The following is a 17,115-nucleotide window of genomic DNA, read 5'->3' on the forward strand; positions in this document are numbered from 1 at the left end:
AAGACTCCCATGAGCCACTCCCTGCCCTGGACCGCCAGGTTCATAGCCCCAGTAACGTCCGATGCCCCGTCCGGGAATCCCGAGCCGGCTCCCCTGTTCCGCCGCGATTTCAGCTCCTCCCCCGTCCGCCGGGCGACTCTGCACGTGACGGCACTGGGGATTGTCGAGGCCTACCTCAACGGCCAGCGGGTCGGTGACGAAATCCTCGCCCCCGGCTGGACCACCTACCGCCACCGGCTGAACTACAGCACTCATGACGTCACCGAACTGATCAACAACGGTGCCAATACCTTGGGTGCGATGGTCGGCGAAGGATGGGCCCGGGGCAGGCTCGGGTGGGAGGGCGCGGGACCCACCAAGAACATCTTCGCGGACCGGCCAGGGCTGTTCATGCAGCTCGAGCTCGACCACGGGGACCACACCGAGATCATCGCCACGGACGAGGAGTTCTGCACCACGCCCGGGCCCGTCCTGTTTGACAGCATCTACGACGGCGAACACTACGACGCCCGCCAAGAAATTGCCGGCTGGTCGGAACCAGGATTCGACGCCTCTGCCTGGGCTGAGGTGGAGACCATGGACTGGGATCTGGACACACTGGAGGCCCCGACAAAGGAGCCGGTCCGACGCATCGAGGAAGTCGGTGTGCAACGGCTTATCACTACCCCCTCGGGGAAGACCATCGCCGACTTCGGGCAGAACCTGGTGGGCTGGATCCGGCTGACCGTCGACGGCGAGGCAGGGACCACCGTCACGCTCCGCCACGCCGAGGTCCTGGAGGACGGGGAGCTGGGCGTCCGCCCCCTGCGCACCGCCAAAGCAACTGACAAGTACACCTTGCGCGGTGGCGGGCCAGAGACTTGGGAACCGCGCTTCACCTTCCACGGCTTCCGTTACGCCGAAATTGAGGGCTACCCCGGGGAGCTGACCGCGGACAAGCTCACCGCCGTCGTCATTCACACCGACATGAAGCGCACGGGCTGGTTCGAATCCTCCAATCCCCTGCTGAACCAGCTGCACAGCAACACTGTGTGGTCCATGAAGGGCAACTTCGTCAGCCTCCCCACCGATTGCCCGCAACGGGACGAACGCCTGGGCTGGACCGGAGACATCAACGTCTTCGGCCCCACCGCCGCGTACCTCTATGACGTCCGCGGCGTTCTCGGGTCCTGGCTGCGTGACCTGGCCTTGGAACAGAAACACAAGGGCTACGTCCCCATGGTCGTCCCGGACTTCCAGACCCACGCAGCCCCAATGACCACCGCTGTCTGGTCCGACGTCGCGGTACTGCTGCCCTGGACCCTCTACCAGGCCTACGGGGACCAGCAGATCCTCACCGACGCCTACCCTTCGATGGCCGACTTCACCACTCAGGTTGAAGGGCTGCTGAGCCCGAACGGTCTATGGGACACCGGATTCCAGTTCGGGGACTGGCTCGACCCCGATGCCCCGCCGGAAAACCCGTCCGGCGGTAAAACAGAATCACACCTGGTGGCTGCCGCGTACTTCTGCCGCGTCACGGATGTGATGGCCAAAACCGCGGCCCTGCTCGGCAACAGCGAAGATGAGGCCCGGTTTTCCAACCTTGCCGCGAAGGTCAAGCAAGCCTTCCTGGACGAGTACGTCACCCCTTCCGGACGTCTCGCAAACAACTCTGCCACCGCCTACGCCCTAGCCATCACTTTCGACATCCTAAGCCCGGGACAAAAGGAACGCGCGGGGCAAATGCTGGCCAACCTGGTCACCAAGGCCAAGCACACGATCTCCACTGGATTCGTCGGCACACCCGTCCTATGCGACGCGCTCATGCAGACAGGGCACCTCGACGACGCCTACAAGCTCCTGCTCAACACCGAATGCCCCTCATTCCTGTACCCGGTGACCATGGACGCCACCACCATCTGGGAACGCTGGGACTCCATGCGCCCCGACGGCACCATCAACCCCGGAGGCATGACCTCCTTCAACCACTACGCCCTCGGCGCTGTCGCGGACTGGATGCACCGCACCGTTGCCGGCCTCGCACCTGCAGAACCCGGCTACAAACGGATCACCTTCGCCCCCAAACCCGGCGGGAACCTCACCAGCGCCTCGGCACGACACCTCACACCTCAAGGTGAAGCGGCAGTCTCCTGGCGCATTGCCAACGACAGTGTCACGCTCGACATCACTGTTCCGGAGGGAACAACTGCCAACGTCGTCCTTCCGCTGCACCCGGAAAACCTGGAAGTGGAGGTCGGGGCAGGACAACACCACTGGAGCTACGAACTTCCGGCAGAGTACGACGAGACCCCTGAATACAGCCTGGACACCACCTTCGGCGTCCTCGCCCAGGACCAGGACCTGTGGGACAGCTTCACGGAAACCTTCGCCTCCTTCTTCCCCGGGGTCCCGCTGGACGCCAACAACCCGGACGCAAAGAACATCAGCATCAGGGACATGCTCGGGATGATTCCCATGAGCCCGGCCGGGCTCGCCGAAGCCCTGGAAAAAGTCCTGACATCGAAGAACGAGGTACCAGCATGACCGCACCTGCCACCAGCACCGAGAACACAGGGGCAGAAACCTCGAAAATCGTGTCGGACCTCAGCCTGGAAACGAAGGCAGCACTTCTGTCAGGGAAAGATTTCTGGTCCACGGCCGCCGCCGGCGAAATCCCCTCGATGGTTCTGACCGACGGCCCCCACGGAGTCCGCCGCCAAACCGGGGATTCCGACAATCTGGGCCTCCACGGCAGCCAGCCCGCTACTTGCTTCCCTCCCGGAACCGCACTGGGGTCAAGCTGGGATCCGGAACTTGCCGAAGAAGTCGGCCAGGCGCTGGGCCGTGAAGCCCGTGCCCTCGGAGTGAACGTCCTCCTCGGACCGGCAGTCAACATCAAGCGCTCTCCGCTGTGCGGACGCAACTTCGAATACCTCTCTGAAGACCCGCTCGTCAGCGGCGTACTGGGCGCCGCCTGGGTCCGTGGCGTCCAAAGCCAGGGCATCGGTACATCCGTCAAACACTTCGCCGCCAACAACCAGGAAACCGACCGCATGCGCGTCAGCTCCGATGTCGACGAGCGAACCCTGCGCGAAATCTACTTCCCGGCCTTCGAACGCGTGGTCAGGGACAGTAGCCCGACCACCGTCATGTGCTCCTACAATCGCATCAACGGCACATACGCATCAGAAAACACGTGGCTCCTCACCGACGTCCTGCGCAAGGAATGGGGCTTCAGGGGGGCCGTTGTTTCCGACTGGGGCGCGGTCAGTAACCGGGTTGCGGCTCTAAAGGCAGGCCTTGACCTTGAGATGCCCGGCACCGACGGCGCCACCACCGCCGAAATCATCGCCGCAGTCAACGACGGCAGCCTCGACCCCAGCTACCTTGACACCAGTGCCAAGAGGATCGCGGCGCTGCAGCAGCTCACAGCACTGGATGACACCGATGTTGCTGCCATCGACATCCAAGCCCATCATGCCCTTGCACGCCGCGCGGCCGCGAACTCCATCGTCCTGCTCCGCAACGAAAGCACCACGCTCCCCCTCGGGCCCGGCGTCAACGTTGCAGTCCTCGGCGAGTTCGCCGAGAAACCGCGCTATCAGGGCGGCGGAAGCTCCCACGTCAATCCCACGCTCGTCGACATCCCCCTCGAAGAACTCCGCACGGCACTGGGCGGTGACAGAGTGCACTACGCCCCAGGTTACGGTGACGCCGGCACGGAAGCCTCTGCCCTCCTGCGGGAAGAAGCTGTCGACCTGGCCCGGCGCACCGACATCAGCATCGTCTTCGTCGGCTTGGACGAGAAGGAAGAGTCCGAAGGATTTGACCGCACCAACCTCGACCTGCCCGCGGACCACGTTGCCCTCATTCAGGCCGTCGCTGCCGCCAGCAGCCGCACGGTTGTTGTCCTGTCCAACGGCGGAGTGGTAACCCTGGAGCCCTGGCACGACGACGTCGACGCCATCATCGAGGGATGGGCACTCGGCCAAGCAGGAGGCGGCGCCCTCGCCGACGTCCTCACCGGCCGCACCAACCCCTCGGGCCGGCTCGCCGAGACCATCCCTTACCGGCTCAACGACACCGCCTCGTTCATTAACTTCCCGGGCGAGGCCGGGCACGTCCGCTACGGTGAAGGCGTCCTGGTTGGCTACCGCTACCACGAAACCGTCGACGTCCCCGCCCGCTATGCCTTCGGTCACGGCCTCAGCTACACCACCTTCACCTACTCCGATCTGAGCGCATCTGCGCTTGGCACCGATACGGCAAAGGTTGAGGTGACCGTGACGAACGCGGGAGACCGCGCCGGGGCCGACGTCGTCCAAATCTACGTGGCAGCACCACAAGGACCTGTCCGTACACCTGTACGGGAACTTCGCGCCTTCCAAAAGGTCACGCTCGAACCGGGCGAGTCCCGGACGATCACCTTTGAACTCGACCGCCGCGCCTTCGCATACTACGACATCACCGACAGCCGCTGGGCCGTTACACCGGGCGAATATGCGATCGAACTGGGCCGCAGCGCCAGCGATATCACAGCCCGCACAGCGATCAGCCTGCACGGCGACGCATCACGCCCCTCCCCGCTGAGCCTCACGTCCACGGTCGAGGAATGGTTTACCCACCCGGTGGCCGGCCCATTGCTCATCCAGGGCATCACCGCGTCTCTGACCGAGGAGCAGCGTGCCGTGGCCGAAGGGATGGAGGACGGACTGAAAATGGCGTACTCCATGCCGATGAACCAATTCGCCAAGTTCCCCGGCGTCAGCATCCCCGCGGAAGCCCTGGAACAGCTGATCCATGCCACCAAGGAGACACCGGTCAGATGATGCAAGGACGGAAAAAGAAAATCTTCCTGACCGGTGCCACCGGTAACTGGGGACAGTACATCCTGCGCGAATTCGCCCAGCGCAGTGACCGGTTCGACGTCCTCGCCCTGGTCCTTCCCACACCGAAGGACACCGCGGTCATCCGCAAGTTCGAAGACATGGAAAACCTCAGCGTCGTCTACGGCGACCTTACGGACTACCCCACCGTGCTCTCCTGCGTCACCGGCGCAGACTACGTCCTGCACACCGGCGCCGTCGTCTCACCATTTGCCGACGACCACCCCGAGCTGGCTCACAAAGTCAACGTCGGCGGCGCGAGGAACATCATCAAAGCCGTCAAAAGCCAGCCGGATCCCGATGCCGTCCGGCTGGTGACCATCGGCACCGTCGCCCAAAGCGGGGACCGGAACCCGCCCAACCACTGGGGACGCATCGGTGACCCCCTGCGCGTATCCCACTACGACGAATACGGGCAAAGCAAAGTCGTCGCAGAGCGCGAGCTGATCGACTCTGGGCTCAAGAACTTCGCCTCGCTGCGCCAGACCGGCATCTTCCACCCCGGCATCCTGGAAATCCGTGACCCCATCATGACCCACACCCCCTTCGGCGGAGTCCTGGAATGGGTCTCTGTCGAGGACGCCTCCCGGCTGCTGGCCAATATCTGCGAAGATGGCGTACCCGAGCAGTTCTGGGGCGGGATCTACAACATCGGCGGCGGCGAATCATGGCGCCTCACCAACTGGGACCTGCAAACCAGCATGACCGCGGCCATGGGAGTCAAGGACGCCCGAAAATGGTACGACCGGAACTGGTTCGCCACCGGCAACTTTCACGGGTTCTGGTACACCGACTCCGACCTGCTCGAATCTCTCGTACCCTTCCGGGAAGATACGTTCCAGGCGGCATTGGACCGGGCCGTGGCGGCAGCACCGGCAGCGGTTCGGCTTGCAGGAAAGATCCCTGCTCCGCTGATCAAGCACCTCGTGATGAAGCCACTGACCAAAAAGCCGCGGGGCACCATGGCATGGATCGAAGCCAACGACACCGCTAAGATCAACGCCTACTTTGGGTCCAAGCAGGAATGGGAAAGCATCGGCGACTGGTCCACGTTCTGGCCGCCTCGGCCAGACAGGACACCCCTGTACCTCAACCACGGCTACGACGAGTTCAAGGACCGGGCCGATTGGACCATTGCGGACATGAAAGATGCAGCAGACTTCCGTGGTGGCAGGCTGGTCTCCACGACCATGACCCAAGGGAATTTCTCAACACCCCTGGCATGGGAATGCGCCGCCGGACACACCTTCCACGGCAGCCCTCGGCTCATCCTCACGGCCGGTCACTGGTGCCCAGAATGCATCAAAAAACCTGCTGACTACAAAAACCAGGCCACGCGGAACAAGTTCCTTGCCCAACTGGAAACCCAAGTTCCAGTCAAAGTCTGAAAGGCCCGTCGAGGGTGCTCGCAGTCAGCTCCAAGGACAGAGCAGGGCACCCTCAACAGTCTTTTCCGCCCAAACCCAAATCCCTTTGTTATAACGGAGCCTCCGATGTGCCCCAGATCCCAGCCCGCACTCCGAGAATCAGCCGTGAAAATGCGCGATGTCGCCAACGCGGCCGGCGTCTCCATCGCTACAGTCTCCAACGTCCTTAATCACCCCCACCTTGTGGCCCCAAGAACAAGGGAACATGTGCAGCACATTGCGCTGGAACTGGACTTCCAACCGGACCCACACGCGCAGGCGCTGCGTGCATTGGGTTCGGTCAACTCCAAGCCCCACGAGGGCAGCATGGACGAATCCCATAAACACAAAGAGGATGACACTGACGTACCCGGCACCATCGTAGAACCCCCAGCCGTTCAAACACCCGCCGCCCCTTCACCCGAAAGCCAGAATGTGGAGGACCTCAAACCCGGCGCCCACTTGAGCTTGCAAATTGGCCCAGAGAAACTCAGCGGAACCATTGACGTGATCATGCCTGACAAGTCCTGCTTCTGGATCTGGACCGACGGTGGCATGGGCCGGCGACTGATCGATATCAGTGAGACAACCGCAGTAACACTTAGTACGGCTGACTAAAGCGATTTCCCGGAAATCCAGTTTCACCCATACCTAATGAGTGATCCGCAAGTTACGAACTAGCACGCCCTACCTTGGCGTGAAAGGTCCTAGAGGGAGTTTCAACATGGCAGCTCACGACACCGTTACGAAGATCAGGTCAACCGGCATAACGCCAGCCCCAGACTCCGCACCCGGACCGGCAGAAGTAGACATCCTGGTGGTAGGAAGCGGGACCGGGCTGGCGGCCGCGCTCAGCGCCCATGAGGCAGGCAGCTCCGTGCTCGTCATTGAGAAAACCGCTGTCATCGGCGGATCAACGGCACGCTCCGGGGGAGCCTTCTGGATCCCGGGAAACCATGTCCTGGCTGCCAAGGGCGCAGAAACATCCCACGACTCTGCCGCCCGTTATCTTGCAGCTGTTGTTGGTGACGACGCCCCCGCACAGCGATGGAACAACTTCCTTGCCTACGGCCCCGAAGCGTTGGCAATGCTGCAGAGGACCACGCCAATGAAGTTCACCTGGGCCAAAGGCTATTCCGACTACCACCCTGAAAAGCCCGGCGGATCTGCGGTCGGCCGCAGCTGCGAATGCCGCCCCTTCGACCTGCGCCGGCTTGGTCCGCACAGGGCCAAACTCCGCGGGGGCATCATGGAGGCTCCCCTGCCGATGCCCGTCACCGGCGGTGACTACAAGTGGCTTAACCTGCTGACCAAAGTCCCCACCAAGGGTTTCAAGCTTGCTGTCCTCCGCGCGATCCAAGGCATCGGTGGTGCCATTCTGGGCAGGGAATACGCTGCGGGCGGACAGGCGCTGGCCGCTGGCCTCTACGCCGGCGTACTGAGGGCCGGAATCCCGGTCTGGACCGAAACTTCCCTGGTCCGGCTGCTCACCAATCAAGGCCGCGTTACCGGCGCGATCGTCTCTTCCGGCGGCCACGAATATACGGTTCAGGCAAGGCACGGCGTCATTCTTGCCGCCGGAGGATTCGACCACGACCTTGAGATGCGCCGACAGGAACAAACGGCAACGCTGGGCCCCTGGAGCCTGGGTGCCGACGGGAATACCGGCGACGCCATCGCTGCCGCGAAGTCCTGCGGAGCAACGACGTCCCTGCTCGACCAGGCCTGGTGGTTCCCTGCAATTGCCCCGATCGGAGATGGCGCCCCGTCAGTGCTTCTGGCCGAGCGCTCCCTTCCCGGTTCGTTCATGGTTGATTCGACAGGGCGCCGGTTCACGAACGAAGCCCAGGACTACATGTCCTTCGGCCAGCGCGTCCTCGAGCGGGAGAAACAAGGACGTCCGGTCGGGCAGATGTGGCTCATTTTCGATCAGGAGTACCGCAACAGCTACCTGCTCGCAGGCACCGTATTCCCGGGCATGAAGCTCCCGGCATCCTGGTACCGCAACGGAATCGCGGTCCGGGGATCTTCCTGGGCGAACCTGGCTCACGCCATGTCGGTACCCGAGGAAGCGCTGCAAGCAACAGGTACCCGCTTCAATCACGCAGCTGCCCTCGGGATTGACGATGACTTCGGACGGGGCAACAGCGCCTACGACAGGTACTACGGTGACCCGACAATGACACCGAACCCAAACCTTCGGCCCCTAAACCAGCGCAAGCTGTTCGCGGTGAAAGTCGTTTTGAGCGACCTCGGAACCTGCGGCGGTATCACCGCCGACGAGTCCGGGCGTGCCCTCGATTCAGATGCCAAGCCCATCCCCGGGCTGTACGCCATCGGCAACACCGCCGCGAACGCTTTCGGAAAGAGCTATCCGGGCGCGGGCGCCACCATCGGGCAAGGTTTGGTCTTCGGGCACATTGCAGCGCAGCACGCTGTTCACAGCAGGTAAGCAACCATCACAACACCGGGGCCGAGGACACCTACCCACAGACCTGGCTCAGGGCTTGTCACTCCAACGAGGAAATATCTGGCAGTTCCGTTAACCCTAAAGGTTTTGAGGGTGGCCAGGAGATCCCGATACCGGCATTTCCCTCGGCGGCAGCCTTTGTTGTTCACAGGGAGCACCGTCAACCGATTCGCGTCAATAATGTAGGCGCTTGCTGGCTATAGGCGGCTGCTTGCTGAATGAGCATCTGATTCTCGTCCAAGTAGGGAACACCCCCAACCTGACACGCCGCGTTCCGCCTTTGCTTGATACGGTCCAGAGTCAGCAGTTCCCCGGAAATGGGTCCTTCTGTTAGCCTCTCTTGACTTCCTGAATGCGACGCTGCCGGGGCGTTGCACACCGACCCTTAGGAGGCGTCATGGAATCCAGAGGGCAAGAGCCCTCCACTGTGACTACTGCGCTTTCCAGCCAGGACGTCTTGCATGTGCGGTGGGCACCCGGAGCGGTCGTCACGGAATCCGACGCGAAGGCTCTGAAGACACGCGCTACCGAGTTAAGTTCAGGTCGCGCCCTTCCAATGTTGGTCGAAATGGCCAGCATGAAGTGGATCGATCGCCGTGCCACGGAGATGTTTTCAGAGCCCTGGCCACTCGCGCGGATGGCACTCGTCGGAGCCTCTCCCGTTGACGAAGTCATAGCCAGGTTCTACAGCTCACGCCACAATCATTCATGCGCCACCCGGTACTTCACGTCGATCGACGAGGCGATGGCCTGGCTTACCAAGAGATAGGGCAGTAGACGCCGCCTGATGTTCGCCCAATCCACAGTTTGGGTGCAGAGGTCTGCGCTGTCTAAATGCTGAGCTACACCGAAAATATCCATCAGCAGCAGGGTTCCCGGCCGTGGCAGGTTGACGGAATATCCGTTATCGGCGTTTTGCAGCGTGGGAGTAGAAGCAGGTGGGAGAACTCCCGGCCTCGCGACGTATTTGACGTTTCCGCACGGTCAGAGGGGGCATTTCTGTGAAGCCTGCTGAAGTTAGTTGAAGAACGTGCGGCCGGATATCCCAGCAGCCTCCGCCGTGAAATTGCCCGGGCCCTTGGGCAGCAGATTCAGGGCTTCGGGTGATGGCCAGCGGGGTCATGCTCTTGCTTACGTGCGACTTTGCAGTCTGAGCAAGCTTTTTTCACAGCTGAATGAAAGGTTCCCGAAAGGTTCTCCAGAAGCTGTTTTCCGATGCTTGAAAAGTCTCTAGGGAGACAAACCGACAGCAGCCGTCCATGACGGCGGATTCAGGAGACAAACGCATGTCACGCACAAAGAAAATGACCCTCGGCCTATCAGCTACGGCTTTGGCCCTCAGTGCCGGACTTGGAGTCGCTGGGATGGCCTCCGCCACCACCACGCCGGCTCCTTTACCGAGCGCGAGCAGCAGCGCCTCTGCCGACGGCAGCACGGAACAGGGCATGGGTAAGCACGGCGGCCGCGGCGGCGAACGCGGCGTGGCGCAGGCATCCGTGCTCGCGGAAAAGCTCGGGGTTGACGAAGCAAAGGTCACGGAAGCGCTCCAAGCCTTCAGGGAAGCCAACAAACCTGCCACGCCGCCGACGGAAGGCACTAAACCGGACTCCGCCACCCGTGACGCCGCATTAGCCACGTCGCTTGCCGAGTCGCTGGGCATCGAGGAGTCCAGAGTGACTGCGGCGCTGGAGGAGCTGCGCAGCGAGCGGCAGGCGGAGAAGGCCGCAGCCCTCAAAACCCGGCTGGACCAGGCGGTGACGGATGGCAAACTGACCCAGGCTGAGGCCGATGCCGTCACCAAGGCAGTGCAGAACGGGGTTATTGCCGGCCGTTGACCCGGCGCCCAAAAGCCCGCAATACAAGGAAGTCCCCGGGAATGGTTCCCGGGGACTTCCTTGTGATTACACCCTGCGGATCACATCTAACAGATCGCACTGTGCAGGTGCCTTCGCATCCTGCAGTGCGGCGCGGTGTCCGTGCTGGTTCCTTCGTACGCTGCCTGAGCGCCGTCGCTGTCATCCACGGACGGCGTGCGGTTGCGAAGTGGGTCGTACAGCGACTCGTCCAGGTCGTATTCAAAGAGGCGATGATCAACACCCTTGCAGCGCAGGATCACATATGGTTTCGGCCTGTTTCGCTATACAGCAGATCCCCTCAGCAAGCTCGTTTCACAGGTTCCACACATGCCCGGCAAATCCCTCTGCTAAGTGTCCTGCCTAGAAATGAGGCATGACTCGTGAGCAAACCAAATCTCGTAAAGGTGGCCGCTTCCGGCACGCCGTCGTCGCAGGGGCCGTGGCCCTGACCCTTTCAGCCGGCGGCGCCACCGCATGGGCTCTGGACCGTTTCGTTGTCCAGCACGTGGAGATCTCTGATGTCTCCGCCTATGAGGCCAGCCAGGCTGGCACTTCCACGGGAACCTCCACCAGCACGACGGACGACACTGCCTCCGCCACTGCCGTCACCACGGACACCACCTACTCCTCCGAATCCTCGAACATCACCATTTCCACAGTGGTCACCGGCAGTGGCGACAGTACGGTCACCTACTACGTTGCCGACGTCGTCCTCGATGATGCCACCACCCTTCAGTCAGCGTTCGCCAATGACAGCTTCGGTGAGAACATCACCGAAACCACCTCGGCGATCGCCGAGGCTAACAACGCCGTCTTCGCCGTCAACGGGGACTACTACGGCTTCCGCGAGACCGGCATCTTAATCCGCAACGGCGTGGCCTTCCGGGATGAAGGCGCCCGCCAAGGCCTGGCCTTCTACCGCGACGGCACCGTCAAGGTGTACGACGAAACCACCACCACCGCCGAGCAGCTGCTGGCCGACGGCGTCTGGAACACCCTCTCCTTCGGACCGTCCCTCCTGGACAACGGCGAGGTGGCCGAGGGCATCGAGGACGTTGAGGTGGATACCAACTTCGGCAACCACTCGATCCAGGGCGAACAGCCGCGCACCGCCGTCGGCATCATCGACCAAAACCACCTGGTGTTCGTGGTGGTGGACGGCCGGAGCCCCGGTTACAGCGCCGGCGTCACCATGACCGGCCTGGCCGAAATCATGCAGGGTCTGGGCGCCACCACCGCCTACAACATCGACGGCGGCGGCTCGTCCACCATGTACTTCAACGGCGGGCTGGTGAACAACCCACTGGGTGAGAACAAGGAACGCGGCACCTCGGACATCCTCTACATCGCGGGCCAGGGCACGTCATGATCATCCTGATCCCGGCCTACGAACCGGACCATCAGCTGCCTGCACTTATCCACAGCATCCGTGCCACGGAACCGCATGTTCCCATAGTGGTGGTGGACGATGGCAGCGGCCCGCAATACCGGGACGTGTTCGACGACGTCAGGGCACTTGGTTGCCACGTCATCAGTTATGGGCGCAACCGCGGCAAAGGCTTTGCCCTCAAAACAGGTTTCGGCTTCATTGCCGACAACCTCCCAGACCATGACGTGGTCTGCGCCGACAGCGACGGCCAGCACACAGTGGTGGACATCTTGCGGGTGGCGGAAGTCCTCGAACAGAACCGCGCCGGTACAAGGACCTGGGCCACCATGATCCTGGGCAGCCGGTCCTTCACCGGGCAGGTCCCTGCGCGATCCCGGCTGGGCAACAACGCCACTAAGGCACTCTTCACCCTAGCAACCGGCGAGCATATCCCCGATACCCAGACCGGCCTCCGCGGCTACCCGGCCACGATGATCCCCTGGCTGAGGTCGGTCCGCGGCGACCGCTACGAGTACGAGTTGAACCTGCTGCTCGAAGCCAGGCACGCGGGCTATTCCATCCGGTCAGTCCACATCGCCACTGTCTACCTTGACCACAACTCCGGATCGCACTTCCGGCCGGTGGCAGATTCGGTGCGGATCTACGCGCCGCTGCTAAAGTTCCTGGCTTCATCCTTCACGGCTTTCTTGCTGGACACCGTGCTGTTCCTGCTGCTCACACTGCTCGTCGATTCCCTGCTCCTGGCAGTGCTGGGCGCCCGCGCGGTGAGCGCCGGCGTGAACTTTATGGTCAACCGGAATGTGGTCTTCGAGCACGGCAGGGACAAGCGCGCCACGGCTACGGGGCTGCGCTACTTCAGCCTGGCCGCCGTGCTGCTGGCCGCGAACTTCGGCCTGATCTGGGCCCTCGAAGCCGCCGGCCTGCTGGCACTGCCGGCCAAGGTCCTGGCCGAAATTGTCCTGCTGGCAGCAAGCTTCGCGGTGCAGCAGCGCTGGCTTTTCGCGCGCAAACCAGCAGCTGAAGCGGCCGGCAACACATCCAGTGAAGCGCCGGTCCGCACTCATACATCCGGCTAGGTTCCCGCACAGCACCTGCACAGGATGGGCCCGGAAAGTAAAGACCAGCCCACCAAAAACATCCCGGAGAATCCCATGAACTCAGTCATTTTTATCCTTGCAGACCTCGCGGCCATCAGCCTCCTGACCTTCGCCCTGTACCTCCGCCGCCACCGCCGCCGCGACCTGGTGGTGTCCTACCTAGGCATGAACGTCGGAGTCCTGGCTGTCGCCACCGCGCTGTCCGGATCAGCCGCAGGACTCGGCCTGGGACTCGGGCTCTTCGGCGTCCTGTCCATCATTAGGCTCCGCTCCACCGAGCTGGCCCAGCACGAGGTCGCCTACTACTTCTCAGCCCTGGCCCTCGGCCTGATCGCGGGCCTGGGCATCGAGCCCTTGTGGCTGACCGGATCGCTGATGGCCCTGATCCTGCTGGTGATGTTCGTTGGAGACCACCCCCGCGTCCTGCCGGCCCACCGCCACCAGACCGTGGTCCTGGACCGCGCCATCGCCGAGGACGGCGAACTCTACGCCCGGCTCGAGGAAGTACTCCACGGCAAGGTCCACTCCGCCACCGTCCAGGAACTTGACCTGGTCAACGACAAAACCATCGTTGATGTCCGGTACGCATACTCCCCCGCCGTCTTCACCGCTCCCACCAGCATCCCGGCCGTCACGACGGCGGTGCCCCGCCAGGCGGAACACGCATCCGTTGAGCCGGGCACCGTGGCTCCCGGCTACTCACACGGCACGGCCCAGGCAGGCGCCGCATGAGCACCACCGGAACAGACGTCACCAGCAACCTTCATTCCCTCCCCCCGGTAGGGCTCGAAGAGCTCAACAGCGAAGCCGCGCTCCAGACCCGCGTGGACCGCAAGTACGTGGTTCCCGCAGGGCTCGCCCGCCAACTGCTGGACACGTTCCGGGCCGATGTCCGGGTGCTGGAAATGAATGGCTCCCGCAGCTTCGCCTACGACTCCGTCTACTTCGATACCGCCAACCTGGACAGCTACCTGCTCGCCGCCCGCGGCCGCCGCCGCCGCTACAAGATCCGCACCAGGACCTACGTGGACAGCGCCATGAGCTTCCTCGAGGTTAAAACCGAAGGCGCCCGCGAAGCAACGGTCAAAGAGCGTATTCCTTACCACCTTGAAGACCGCGCCCGGCTCACCGCCGAGGGCCTGGACTACGTCCGCGAAACACTCACCGCCTCAGTGGGTGCCATGCCCTCCGGCCGTCTCAGGCCAGTGCTGGAAACCCGCTACAACCGAACCACCCTGTACCTGCCGGAGTCCGGAAGCCGGGCCACCATCGACACCAACGTGACCTGGCAGCGCCCCGACCACTCCCCTTGGGTACTCGATGACGCCGTGATCCTTGAAACCAAATCGGGATCCACCGCAGGCCCGCTCGACCGGCACCTCTGGGCCCACGGCGTCAGACCCTCCCGGATCTCCAAATTCGCCACCGGGATGGCCGCCCTCTGTCCCGACCTTCCCGCCAACCGCTGGAACCGGACCCTGCGCCGCAGCCTGTCCCTCCGCCCCTCCGCCTAGCCTTCTCCCTCTTCTTCTTTCCCCACAACTTTCCAAAGGACCCGCCATGAAAAACCTCCGTACCCACCTCTCCGTCGCGGCCCTCGCCATCACGATCGGCCTAGCCGGCTGCTCGGCAGCAGCCACCTCCCCCACTGGCGTCTCAGCCATCAGCGGCACCGGCACGTCCTCTGCCACCACCTCCGGCACCACCCAGGCCGTCTCCCTTGACACCCTGGCCGCCGACACCCACTACGACGCCAACGACCTCACCTGGGACGCCGCCGCCGAAGTAGCCGTGACCCTCGCCGATGGTGCCAGCACGGTGACAGCCGGCTCGTCAGACTCCGTAAAGGTCGACGGCGGCACCGTCACCATCACTGCGGCCGGCACCTACCGCCTCAGCGGCTCACTGTCCGACGGACAGATCGTGGTGGCAGCCGGCGAAGAGGACGTGGTCCGCATCATCCTCGACGGCGCGGACATCACCAGCACCACCGGCTCCCCGTTTGTAGTGCAAAGCGCCAACGAAGCCATCCTCTACCTCGACGACGGGACGTCCAACTCCCTCAGCGATGCCTCCACGTACGCGAACCAGGCGACGGACGCGCCGAACGCCGCGCTGTACTCGATGGCGGACCTGACCATCGCCGGTACCGGTTCCCTGGCCGTGGACGGCAACTACAACGACGGCATTTCCGCCAAGGACGGCCTGGTCCTGGCAGCCGGCAACGTGACCGTGGACGCAGCGGACGATGGCATCGTGGGCAAGGACTACGCAGTCCTGCTTGACGGCTCCTACCAGGTGTCCGCAGCAGGCGACGGCTTCAAGTCGGACAATGAGGAAGACGAGGGCCGCGGCTGGGTCCTGATCAACGGCGGAACCCTGAACGTTAGCGCCGGTGATGACGGCATCAAGGCCTTCAACACCCTCACCATCGCAGCCGGCACCACCACGGTGAAGGAATCCGAAGAGGGCCTCGAAGCCCAGCACATCACCATGACCGGCGGCACCGCCACCGTCACGGCCAACGACGACGGCGTGAACGCCTCAGGCGGCAGCACCTCCTCAGGCACCTCTGCCCAAGGCGGGATGGGCGGGGGTATGGGCGGCGGTGAAATGGCCGCGGGCGATTACACCGTGGAAGTCAGCGGCGGCCTGCTGACCATCAACTCCCAGGGCGACGGCCTGGACTCCAACGGCAACGCCAGCATCTCCGGCGGCACCGTCGTCGTCAACGGCCCCACCAACAACGGCAACGGCGCCCTCGACGTCAACGGAGAGCTGGCCGTTACCGGCGGAACCGTGGCGGCAGCAGGAAGCGCTGGCATGGCGGTTACACCGGGCTCATCCTCCACTCAGTCCGGTGTGCAGGTCACGCTTGGATCATCAGTGGCCGCGGGTACCGTGGTTCAGATTGCCGACTCCGCAGGCTCGGTGGTGGCGGCATTCGTCACCACCAAGGCAACCGCATCGCTGGTGTTCTCCTCTGCTGCCATCACCGAAGGACAGGAATACACCATCTACACCGGCGGCACCGCAACCGTGAGCGCCGGCATCGGCGAAGGCTCGTTGGACGGCGCCACAAAGCAGGGCACGGTCACGGCCGGCCAGTACACCGCAGCCCAGGGCCCCGGCGGTGGCGGACCGCGCCGCTAACTTCATACGCTCTGAGACCTTTTGCATGTCAGGCCGTACGTCCCCGCAAGCGCCGGCTGGCTAAGCTATTCACAGCCTGGGCACAGGAACACGCTAGCCCGGCTTAAACGAACGATCGGAGAGTTGTCCCATGGCCACTTCGCACTCCATGACCAACAACCTCCCCACGCTCTCCCACCCGGACGGCTCCCCCATCCGCGCCCTGGTGGTGGACGACGAGCCCAGCCTCTCCGAACTCATGAGCATGGGGCTGCGGATGGCCGGCTGGTCGGTGGCAGTGGCCGCCGACGGGCCAGAGGCCGTGAAGCTTGCAAAAGACTTCCGCCCGGATGTGCTGGTGCTGGACGTGATGCTTCCCGGGTTCGACGGCGTGGAGCTGCTGGGCAGGATCCGGGCCTTCGCGCCGGAGGTGCCTGCGCTCTTCCTTACCGCCAAGGACGCCATCCAGGACCGGATCGTGGGCCTGGCCGCCGGTGGCGACGATTACGTCACCAAGCCGTTCAGCATGGAGGAAGTCCTCCTCAGGCTCCACCGCCTGGTGCAGCGTTCCGGCGTTGCCGCCATGGACACCGCCGAACTGGTGGTGGGCGACCTTGTCCTCAACGTCGATACCCGGGAGGTCACCCGGGCGGGTGAGGACGTCCAGCTCACGGCCACCCAGTTCGAGCTCCTCCGTTACCTGATGGAGAACCCCAAGCGGGTGATCAGCAAGGCACAGATTCTGGACAGGGTGTGGGACTACGATTTCGGCGGCCAGGCCAACATCGTGGAGCTCTACATCTCCTACCTCCGCAAGAAGATCGACGCCGCGCACCTGCCCATGATCCACACCGTGCGCGGCGCCGGCTACGTCATCAAGCCGGCGGAGTAGGCAC

The 17,115-nt window shown here is 63.4% G+C and carries 13 protein-coding genes; all 13 read left to right on the forward strand.

Going from position 1 to position 17,115, the window contains the following annotated elements:
- Window positions 1-9 precede the first annotated feature (9 nt).
- Window positions 10-2,526, forward strand: a complete 2,517-nt coding sequence (locus ACIQF4_RS18615; RefSeq protein ID WP_400517285.1) for a glycoside hydrolase family 78 protein — start codon at window positions 10-12, stop codon at window positions 2,524-2,526.
- Window positions 2,523-4,811 carry a glycoside hydrolase family 3 C-terminal domain-containing protein gene (locus ACIQF4_RS18620; protein ID WP_400517284.1) on the forward strand — a complete coding sequence of 763 codons (2,289 nt, stop codon included), beginning with the start codon at window positions 2,523-2,525 and terminating at the stop codon, window positions 4,809-4,811. The genes ACIQF4_RS18615 and ACIQF4_RS18620 overlap by 4 nt, the downstream gene beginning before the upstream one ends.
- Window positions 4,808-6,256, forward strand: a complete 1,449-nt coding sequence (locus ACIQF4_RS18625; protein ID WP_400517283.1) for an NAD-dependent epimerase/dehydratase family protein — start codon at window positions 4,808-4,810, stop codon at window positions 6,254-6,256. The genes ACIQF4_RS18620 and ACIQF4_RS18625 overlap by 4 nt, the downstream gene beginning before the upstream one ends.
- A gap of 150 nt (window positions 6,257-6,406) precedes the next feature.
- Entirely contained in the window at window positions 6,407-6,892 is a 486-nt protein-coding gene (locus ACIQF4_RS18630) for a helix-turn-helix domain-containing protein (RefSeq protein WP_400517296.1), read from the forward strand.
- A 106-nt stretch (window positions 6,893-6,998) separates the two neighbouring features.
- Window positions 6,999-8,726 carry a 3-ketosteroid-delta-1-dehydrogenase gene (locus tag ACIQF4_RS18635; RefSeq protein ID WP_400517282.1) on the forward strand — a complete coding sequence of 576 codons (1,728 nt, stop codon included), beginning with the start codon at window positions 6,999-7,001 and terminating at the stop codon, window positions 8,724-8,726.
- Between the two features lie 595 nt (window positions 8,727-9,321).
- Window positions 9,322-9,513 (forward strand): hypothetical protein, encoded by a 192-nt coding sequence (locus tag ACIQF4_RS18640; RefSeq protein WP_400517281.1) that lies wholly within the window; start codon window positions 9,322-9,324, stop codon window positions 9,511-9,513.
- 517 nt (window positions 9,514-10,030) lie between these two features.
- Window positions 10,031-10,579 (forward strand): hypothetical protein, encoded by a 549-nt coding sequence (locus ACIQF4_RS18645; RefSeq protein ID WP_400517280.1) that lies wholly within the window; start codon window positions 10,031-10,033, stop codon window positions 10,577-10,579.
- 394 nt (window positions 10,580-10,973) lie between these two features.
- Window positions 10,974-11,969, forward strand: coding sequence for a phosphodiester glycosidase family protein (locus ACIQF4_RS18650; protein WP_400517279.1), 996 nt, complete (start codon window positions 10,974-10,976; stop codon window positions 11,967-11,969).
- Window positions 11,966-13,066, forward strand: a complete 1,101-nt coding sequence (locus tag ACIQF4_RS18655) for a GtrA family protein (protein ID WP_400517278.1) — start codon at window positions 11,966-11,968, stop codon at window positions 13,064-13,066. Before ACIQF4_RS18650 ends, ACIQF4_RS18655 begins: the two co-directional genes overlap by 4 nt.
- Window positions 13,067-13,141: 75 nt before the next feature.
- Complete coding sequence (locus ACIQF4_RS18660; RefSeq protein ID WP_400517277.1) at window positions 13,142-13,819, forward strand: DUF4956 domain-containing protein; 678 nt, start codon at window positions 13,142-13,144, stop codon at window positions 13,817-13,819.
- Window positions 13,816-14,601, forward strand: coding sequence for a polyphosphate polymerase domain-containing protein (locus ACIQF4_RS18665; RefSeq protein WP_400517276.1), 786 nt, complete (start codon window positions 13,816-13,818; stop codon window positions 14,599-14,601). The genes ACIQF4_RS18660 and ACIQF4_RS18665 overlap by 4 nt, the downstream gene beginning before the upstream one ends.
- Before the next feature lie 46 nt (window positions 14,602-14,647).
- On the forward strand, window positions 14,648-16,240 hold the full coding sequence (locus ACIQF4_RS18670) for a carbohydrate-binding domain-containing protein (protein WP_400517275.1): 1,593 nt from the start codon (window positions 14,648-14,650) through the stop codon (window positions 16,238-16,240).
- Window positions 16,241-16,370: 130 nt separating this feature from the next.
- Window positions 16,371-17,111, forward strand: coding sequence for a response regulator transcription factor (locus tag ACIQF4_RS18675; protein WP_400517274.1), 741 nt, complete (start codon window positions 16,371-16,373; stop codon window positions 17,109-17,111).
- Window positions 17,112-17,115: the final 4 nt, after the last annotated feature.

The organism is Pseudarthrobacter sp. NPDC092202 (genome assembly GCF_044755505.1).
Taxonomy (GTDB): Bacteria; Actinomycetota; Actinomycetes; order Actinomycetales; family Micrococcaceae; genus Arthrobacter.

What these genes read in the sequence shown, in the direction of transcription:
- ACIQF4_RS18615 (WP_400517285.1), top strand. Translation starts at nt 10, where the DNA reads ATGAGCCACTCCCTGCCCTGGACCGCCAGGTTCATAGCCCCAGTAACG.
- ACIQF4_RS18620 (WP_400517284.1), top strand. Translation starts at nt 2,523, where the DNA reads ATGACCGCACCTGCCACCAGCACCGAGAACACAGGGGCAGAAACCTCG.
- ACIQF4_RS18625 (WP_400517283.1), top strand. Translation starts at nt 4,808, where the DNA reads ATGATGCAAGGACGGAAAAAGAAAATCTTCCTGACCGGTGCCACCGGT.
- ACIQF4_RS18630 (WP_400517296.1), top strand. Translation starts at nt 6,407, where the DNA reads ATGCGCGATGTCGCCAACGCGGCCGGCGTCTCCATCGCTACAGTCTCC.
- ACIQF4_RS18635 (WP_400517282.1), top strand. Translation starts at nt 6,999, where the DNA reads ATGGCAGCTCACGACACCGTTACGAAGATCAGGTCAACCGGCATAACG.
- ACIQF4_RS18640 (WP_400517281.1), top strand. Translation starts at nt 9,322, where the DNA reads ATGAAGTGGATCGATCGCCGTGCCACGGAGATGTTTTCAGAGCCCTGG.
- ACIQF4_RS18645 (WP_400517280.1), top strand. Translation starts at nt 10,031, where the DNA reads ATGTCACGCACAAAGAAAATGACCCTCGGCCTATCAGCTACGGCTTTG.
- ACIQF4_RS18650 (WP_400517279.1), top strand. Translation starts at nt 10,974, where the DNA reads ATGACTCGTGAGCAAACCAAATCTCGTAAAGGTGGCCGCTTCCGGCAC.
- ACIQF4_RS18655 (WP_400517278.1), top strand. Translation starts at nt 11,966, where the DNA reads ATGATCATCCTGATCCCGGCCTACGAACCGGACCATCAGCTGCCTGCA.
- ACIQF4_RS18660 (WP_400517277.1), top strand. Translation starts at nt 13,142, where the DNA reads ATGAACTCAGTCATTTTTATCCTTGCAGACCTCGCGGCCATCAGCCTC.
- ACIQF4_RS18665 (WP_400517276.1), top strand. Translation starts at nt 13,816, where the DNA reads ATGAGCACCACCGGAACAGACGTCACCAGCAACCTTCATTCCCTCCCC.
- ACIQF4_RS18670 (WP_400517275.1), top strand. Translation starts at nt 14,648, where the DNA reads ATGAAAAACCTCCGTACCCACCTCTCCGTCGCGGCCCTCGCCATCACG.
- ACIQF4_RS18675 (WP_400517274.1), top strand. Translation starts at nt 16,371, where the DNA reads ATGGCCACTTCGCACTCCATGACCAACAACCTCCCCACGCTCTCCCAC.